Origin of the sequence: Gardnerella sp. 30-4 (assembly GCF_001641215.1) — a bacterium.
GTDB lineage: Bacteria > Actinomycetota > Actinomycetes > Actinomycetales > Bifidobacteriaceae > Bifidobacterium > Bifidobacterium leopoldii.
In genome coordinates this window covers 1-7,924 of sequence record NZ_LXJL01000098.1, presented here as the reverse complement: position 1 = coordinate 7,924, position 7,924 = coordinate 1, and the positions used below count along the sequence as shown (strand labels likewise).

Sequence of the window (7,924 nt, the reverse complement as noted above, 5' to 3'; positions counted from 1 at the left end):
ACATTAAAAAATAAGTGTTATGAATCTTGTAATAACTTGCTTGAAGCTGCTAAGAAGCGCAATGCATTACTTGAATTAGTTTTGGCTTTTGACGCAGCAAAGCAGCGCGCAAATATGGCGCAATTTAGCGACTTTACTATTGCTGCATACCGTTTGGTGACGCATTTTCCTTCTATTGCAGAGCAGTATCGCCGCCAATACAGCCAAGTTTTGCTTGACGAATATCAAGATACTTCTACCACTCAAGCAATGCTGATTGCAACGCTGTTTCATAAAAAAACTAGCGGTGTTGAAGAAGCTAGCGTTGTTGCGAAAACTAGTGAAAATCAAGACTTTTTAACTACTCAACAAACGCATATTGCTGCAGTAGGTGATCCCTTCCAAGCTATTTACTCGTTTAGAGGAGCTAGTTCCGGAGCTTTCAGAAAGCTTGAGCAAGCACTAAATATCGACCAGTCAAGTGAGTTTTCTCTTACAAGAACGCGACGTAATTCGCAGCTTATATTAAAAGCTGCAAATTCTATTACGAAACCTTTGCGAGTGCCTCCGCTTCGTCATAGTAGTTCACTTGCTACAGAAGTAGAAGTGAAAAACTTGCAATACTTAGATAATGCGCCAAAAGGTACTTTTGGTGTGTTAAATATGCCTACGCAATATCAAGAAGTAGAAGCCGTTGTGCGTTTTGTAAAATATGTAAAACATAATGCGCTATCTGAAAACGACGATACTAATTCTGCATCTGCTAGAGTTGCAGTTCTTTTCCGTAGCAAAAATAATATTCCGTTATATGAAGAAGCATTACAAAAAGCAGGTTTGCGCACTCTTACTGTTGGGTATTCTGCATTGCTTGAAAAACCAGAAATTCGAGATGTTTTAGCTCTTCTTTCTGTTGTTGCAGATCACACAAATACTCAAGCTTTGATGAGATTGCTTGCAACTCCTCGTTTTGCGCTTAATACTGACGATTTGGCTGCTATAGCTAATATTGCAACATCAAAGAATATCGAATATGTTTTTCGTGCTTTAGTGCAAGCAGGTTTAGTAGACGCTGAAACTCCTCGCTCTAAGTGGTCGCAAGTTGTTCGAGAACAGCAATCTCAAGCTTCGCAAACCAATAGTATTCATGGTGGAGTTTTTGTGGCGGATGTTTTGCTTGAAGCATACGAAACTCAACTAAGCGAAGAAGCAAAAAATAACGACAAAAACGACAATAATTTGCTTTCTGAGCTAAAAAATAATTTAAGCTCTAAAGCTTATGTAGCAGTGTTAAGAATAGGGCAAATGATTCATGCAATACAACGTGCTCAATCTGGCTCTTTGCAAGATATTATGCGCGTTGCTGTAGAAACGCTTAACGTTGATATTGACGTTGCGCTATCTCGTGCGCTTATGAATGATACTTCCTCTAATGCAACGCTTCTTGACGATATGCACTCTACTGTCGATTCTATTTGTCTACTAGCAGACGCGTATTTGCAAGAAATGAGCGATTTTACAACTCCTACTTTGCATGGGTTTATGTCTTGGATTTTCAATATAGACAAAATTAACGATCAACCTTCTTCAGTGGATGAACCTGCGGATGTCGTATTAATGACTATTCACCAATCGAAAGGTTTGGAATGGCCTGCTGTAGCGATAGTTGGGCTTAATGAAGGCGTGTTCCCAAGTAATCAAGGCGATAATTTGCGCGTAATAGCAACGCAACAAAGTGGCGTGTACAGGGAAAGGGCATACGCAACGCTCGAAGTTGCTGCAAAAGTGCCTGTTTCTATGAGAGTGGATGCAAATATATTGCCAAGATTCCCTCACGATGTTGATCTTGAAACTAGCATGGAACCTCAAAAATCTTTGAAAAATATGTTAACTGTAGACGATATCGACGCAGAAGTTTATGGTTCAAGAGCTAGAGAAATGTTTGATTTGGCAGAAAAGTTCCATGAGCATGAGCAGGCTCCAGTAGAAGCGATTCCTTCAGAAGCTAGCAAAGTGTATGACGCTGTAATGAAAACTGGCACATTGCCTCTTTCGCAAGTCGAGGAGCGTGGGCGCGCTTTGCACATTGACGAGCGTCACCTTATGTATGTTGCTTTGACGCGTGCTAAATTCGCAGCATTGCTCACTTGCAGCCAGTCTAATGCTATGAGCATTGTTGAGAATAAAGAAAATTCTGCCAATGGTGCAGCTTCTTCTGTAGATGAATCTTCAAATATTTCAACTTCTAGAGTTAAAAAACCTTCTGTTTTTTGGCAGGAAATGTATGATTCAATGCGCGGATCTGAAGAATCTCCGGTTCAGGTCACAGCTAAGGTTTCAGATTCTTCAAATCAAGTAGGTTATGTTGTAGGGGAGTCAGCTTCGCAACTTGCGCAATTATTTAGCGAGGAAAGCTCTATTCCAACTGAAGATAATAAGAAGCAATTATCTTGGCCGAGTGCATCTAGTGAAGCTATACGTAGTGTATTGCAAAAATCTGCGCAAGACGTTGTAAATTCAAAAATTAGTAATCAAGTTTCTGGTATTTCAAAAGATAATTCTTTGCTTTACAAAGCTCAAGCTTTGCTACAAGATGCGGATTTAATGCCGAAAATTGATTGGTATTGCAACATTCAAGAGTTAAAAAACAGAGCAGAGCAGCTTTCTAATGTTGAAAATGTCAATGTGACTGCTGTGCAAAGGCGCGCTATGTTTCGTAATAATTATTCGCGCGCGAATGAAGATTTTGATGATGCGGATGCTAAGCGTTTGCGAAAGGAATGGATGGCAATTATTCGCCCTATTCCTAGTGTTTCTTCGCCTGCTTCTGATTTGGGAACTCGTTTTCATGCCTGGGCTGAACAGTTTATAAAAACTGGTTGTGTGAATAAAAATTCTATTCAGTATGACGTTGATGAGAACGTTGGCGAGAATATTGATGAGAACGTTGCTGGAACTTGCGAGAAGATTTCGCAAAATGCAAAATCTTCTGAGCGCAAATTGTTGATATGGAAGCAGCGTTTAATAACATCAAAATGGGCGCATCGCCGTCCTATAGCAGCAGAGCAGCCGATTGTAGCTCATGTTCCAGAATTAGGCGATCAAATTATTAATGGCAAAATCGACGCAATATTCGCAGGTGGTTTAAATCCAGAAGATCCAAGCAAATTGTACACGATAGTCGATTGGAAAACCGGTAGAAAACCAACCAAGCCACAAGATATTGCGCTTAAACTTGGTCAGCTTGACTGGTATCGTCTGCTTCTGTCTCTTATGACTAAGGTTCCGCTTGATGCTATCGATGCCACCCTTTATTATGTGAACATATCGGATGAATGTGAACGGGAAATTCATGCCGAGCAAAAAACGAAAGATGAGATCCTTGCCGAGTTACACTCTGACACGTTAATCTCCCTCGATGATGATGACGCATAAATGTTGCTATTGCAATCATTTTGCCGCAATTTATTTGCTGCAATTTTTGTTTGCTGTAACGTATTTTGCGCCGCGATTGAAACGCATCGTGCATCACTTCGAAAACGTGCAGATTCCTCGTGCAGTGTGTGTGGGCGGGCATACGCACAACATCGATTTGAGTATGAAGTAAGGAAGAATCATGACTGTTGAATTTCGTTCTGTAAAACTCAGCGATATTGATGCAATGGTTAAAGAATATGAACGTACTTGGGGTATTGCGCAAGAAGTTGGGAAAGATGCTTCGTTAAGTCTTTCTCGAAGATGTGTGTTGCATTACTTGGAACCTTCAACGCATGGTACTATTGCTGAAGTAGACGGTAAGTTTATGGGTCTGCTTTTGGCGCGAGTTTTTGGCGCACCTGTTTTATTTCCAGAAGTAGGGAGAATGCTTCGCGAGCAAGAAGCCGCAATGAAAGAAAATTGTGACAAAAACTATGCTCTCGCTTTAGAAGAAGCGTATGGCATGCGCGCGTTGGAAACTAAACTTGAAGCAAAATCTCATATTAATAATTTAACTCAAGCGGAATTGGAGCTTTTCCTTGTATCTCCGGATGCTCGTGGGCATGGTGTCGGTGGAGGCTTGTGGAAGCGAACAATGCATATGCTAAGAAATAATGGCGTAAATCGTTACTATTTGCATACTGATTCAGCGTGCGACGTAAGCTTTTATGATTATCACGGGCTTAGAAGAGATGCTTCTTTTATGCGTTCGGATCATCCTTATGAAGCTAAGAACGTGAAATCTTTGGTGGATGACTTGTATATTTACTCAGGTGAGCCGAGAGTTCGTTCAAAGCAAGCGAATGCTCGTTCTAAAACGTGCTAATAAAAAATATGCAAATGTATAACGTGCGTGACTTGCTTGACAAAAGGAGCAAAGAAATATATGTCGTCGCAAACGGCAACTAAGAAAGCATCGGTATTTTCTCAATATTCTAGATTATTTTCATTTAATGGAGCTAAAGCGTTTTGTGTAGCAGGCGCGATTGCGCGTTTGCCGATGTCTATGATTGCGTTGGGGATTGTTCTTGCATTAAACCATTTGTATAACAACTGGACTATTGCTGGAGCAATGTCTGCGTCGTATGTGCTTGCACAAGCTGCGGTAACTCCTGTGTATGCTAAGCTTTTCGACCGTTTTGGTCAGCGTAAAGTTGGAGTTATTGCGCTAAGTGCACAAGTAATCGCTATGATTTCTTTTGCATGTGCAGCGTTATTTAAGGTTCCTCTTGTTTTGCTTTTTGTGCTAGCAATTGTGATGGGCGTAACTCAGTTTGCTTTTGGCGCGTTGGTGCGTACTCGTTGGGCTTATACATTGCGTGCAGAAGATGACGATTCTTTATTAAACGTTGCTTATGCGTTGGAATCTGGTATCGATGAAATTGTGTTTATATTAGGACCTATTTTAGCTGCGTGGTTAGCAACTTCTGTGCATCCTGTTTCGCAATTATTCGTGCCAGTATTTGCAAGTGGATTGGGCGGAGCTTGGTTCTTTTCTCTAAAAAATACTCAACCTGCTGTGCTTAAAGTAGTGGAAGTTCCAACTGCTACAGCTGAAGACGTTGATGTATTAATCGCTTCTCAAAAAGAAGATGAAATTTCTAAAGATTATGCGGAATCTCAAAAGCAAGAACCGAAACGCTCATTTGCAGACAAATTTAGTCTTAAGCAATTGCACAATCATCACTCAAAAAAGCGTGGCAAAAACGTGCTGCTTTACCGCGGTATTATCCCGCTAGTGCTCATGTTTGTTGTGTTTAATATGAGTTTTAGTGCATTTGACGTGTCTGTAACAGCTGCAATGAAAGCTCAAGGACTTGATCATTTTATTGGTATGCAGCTGGCATTGTTTGCATGCGGTTCGCTTGTGGGAGCGATTATTTTTGGATCGCATAAATTCCGCGGTTCTAATTGGTCGCATTTGATTGTATTTTTGACTGGTTTAACTGTTGGATTTGTGCTTATGAGTCTTAATATTGACAGACTTATGCTTATGAGCGTTTTTGAAGTGCTTTCCGGCTTATGCGTTTCGCCAATTTTTGCTACTGGAAATCTTATCGTTAAAGCAACTGTCCCTGAAGAATCGCTTACGGAAGGTCTTTCATGGCTACCAACTGCGTCTGCTGTCGGCTGTTCTTTAGGTTCGATGGCTGCTGGAGCTGCAATAGACTCGTGGAATTCGCATGCCGGAATGATGGTTCCGTGGATTTCAACAATGGCAGCTATACCTATCGCAACGTTCGGCTGGTTTATTGTAATGGTGCTTAAAAAGCGACATTAACTGCGCACGCGTGTAAAGTTTCTGCCGCTTTTTGGCTAGGGGACGGCAGTTTCTTTACGCCGCTGTAAAGTTTCTGCCGTTTCAGTAACAAAAGCTGAGTTGAGTCCTAACGGTACACTAGAAAGAAGTGCGCAATATCGCAAGATGTAGTGAGATGAATATGAAAATAGAATATGATGAACGTACTGAGGAAATTCTTGCTGAAGTAGTACGCGATGCGTTGCAATCTGACGCTGATAATATGCGTTCTCTTAATAACCAAGAATCTTCTGCGTCGTCTAAGCAAATTCGACAGTCGGTGAAAAAAGTGAATAAAAAAATGTCTTCTGATACTTCAACTAAATCAGTATCTACTAAAGATGTAAAATCTGCTAAAACTAAATCAACTAAAAAAGCTAAATTCAACAAAGAAACTAAAACAGAAAACGCAAAGTCATCAACTCGTAGAACAGGAAATGTTCTTCCTCCTGTAGTTAACGATCAAAGAGAAGGTGCGCTTATTGCGCCGCCAAAGTATCGTAAAGGCTCAATGCGAATCGTACCGCTTGGTGGTTTGGGTGAAATCGGCCGCAATATGAACGTAATTGAATATAACGGTCATATTCTGCTTATCGATTGTGGTGTGCTATTCCCAGAAGAAGAGCAGCCAGGCGTTGATTTGATTCTCCCAGATTTTCACTACATTCAAGATCGCTTAGACAAAGTTGAGGCATTGGTTTTAACGCATGGTCACGAAGATCATATCGGTGGTGTGCCTTACCTTCTTAAAATGCGTCCCGACATTCCGTTAATTGGTTCAAAGCTAACTCTTGCTTTTGTGGAAGCTAAGTGCAAAGAGCATCATATTGATCCGGAGCTTATTCGCGTAGAAGGTCGCGATAAGATGAAAGTCGGTCCGTTTAACCTTGAATTTATTACTGTTACGCATTCTATTCCAGATGCGCTCGCTGTGTGCGTAAAAACTCCAGCCGGAACGCTTATTGATACTGGAGATATTAAACTTGACCAGCTTCCTCTTGACCATCGCATTACTGATTTAGTTGAGTTCGGGCGTTTAGGTGAGCAAGGCATAGATTTGCTTATGGCTGATTCCACTAATGCTGAAGTACCAGGATTTGTGAAGCCTGAAACTTCGATTGGTCCGGCTTTGGATCGCGCTTTTGCTGAAGCTACGCGCAAAATTATTGTTGCTAGCTTCTCAAGTCACGTTCATCGCGTGCAACAAGTGGTTGACGCTGCGCATAAGTTTGGGCGCAAAGTTGTGTTCGTTGGTCGCTCGATGGTTCGCAATATGTCAATTGCTGCGGATTTAGGCTACTTGCATATTCCTGAAAATACTGTTGTTGACTTAAAACAGGCGAAGGATATTCAGGATGACAAGCTCGTATACATGTGCACTGGTTCACAAGGTGAGCCTATGGCTGCGCTTGGGCGTATTGCAGATGGCAGTCACCGAGATATTACTGTTAACGAATTCGATACTGTTATTCTTGCAAGTTCGCTTATTCCAGGCAATGAGCATGAGGTTTACAAAGTTATTAATAAGCTTGTGCAGTTGGGTGCGCGCGTAATTAACAAAGATAATGCTGCTATCCACGTGTCTGGTCATTGCAATGAAGGCGAGTTGCTGTACTTGTACAACATTGTGAAGCCAAAGTGCGCCATGCCAATTCATGGTGAGCATCGTCACTTGGTTGCAAACGGATTGATTGCAGTAAAAACTGGCGTTGATCCAAATAACGTTGTGCTTGCTGAAGACGGCGATGTTGTGGATTTGTATCATGGCAATGCTGCAGTTGTTGGTTCTGTGCCATGCGGTTACGTGTATGTTGATGGTGATTCTGTCGGTGAGCTTACAGATGAAGAGCTTGAAAAGCGCAGAATTTTGGGCACGGAAGGTTTCGTTTCGAGCTTTGTTGTAGTTGATACAGAGCACGCTGACGTGGTTTCTGGTCCAAAGATTTTCTTGAATGCTGTTGCTGAAGACGAGGCTGATTTTGAGAAGGTTCGTCATCAAATTGTTGAACAGTTGCAAGATGCTATGATGCGCGGCGAGCACGATACTTATAAATTGCAGCAAATTATGCGACGCACATTGGGCAGTTGGGTGGCTCGCGCTTTACGCAGGAAGCCTATGCTCGTTCCGGTAGTTGCGGATATTGCAAAAAATAGTCAAGAATAATGAAAAAT

4 protein-coding genes are annotated in these 7,924 nt (G+C 41.6%); all 4 read left to right on the top strand.

What is annotated here, in order from left to right; translation table 11 throughout:
* Positions 1 to 3,411, top strand: a 3,411-nt coding sequence (locus A5294_RS05525) for an ATP-dependent DNA helicase (RefSeq protein WP_064340657.1), incomplete at its 5' end; no start/stop codon positions are given.
* Positions 3,412 to 3,592: 181 nt separating this feature from the next.
* The gene (locus A5294_RS05520; protein ID WP_004107272.1) at positions 3,593 to 4,279 is read left to right on the top strand and encodes a GNAT family N-acetyltransferase; all 687 of its coding nucleotides are present in this window, start codon (positions 3,593 to 3,595) and stop codon (positions 4,277 to 4,279) included.
* 60 nt (positions 4,280 to 4,339) lie between these two features.
* Positions 4,340 to 5,734, top strand: coding sequence for an MFS transporter (locus A5294_RS05515; RefSeq protein WP_064340656.1), 1,395 nt, complete (start codon positions 4,340 to 4,342; stop codon positions 5,732 to 5,734).
* Between the two features lie 154 nt (positions 5,735 to 5,888).
* On the top strand, positions 5,889 to 7,916 hold the full coding sequence (locus tag A5294_RS05510) for a ribonuclease J (protein ID WP_004118687.1): 2,028 nt from the start codon (positions 5,889 to 5,891) through the stop codon (positions 7,914 to 7,916).
* Positions 7,917 to 7,924 lie beyond the last annotated feature (8 nt).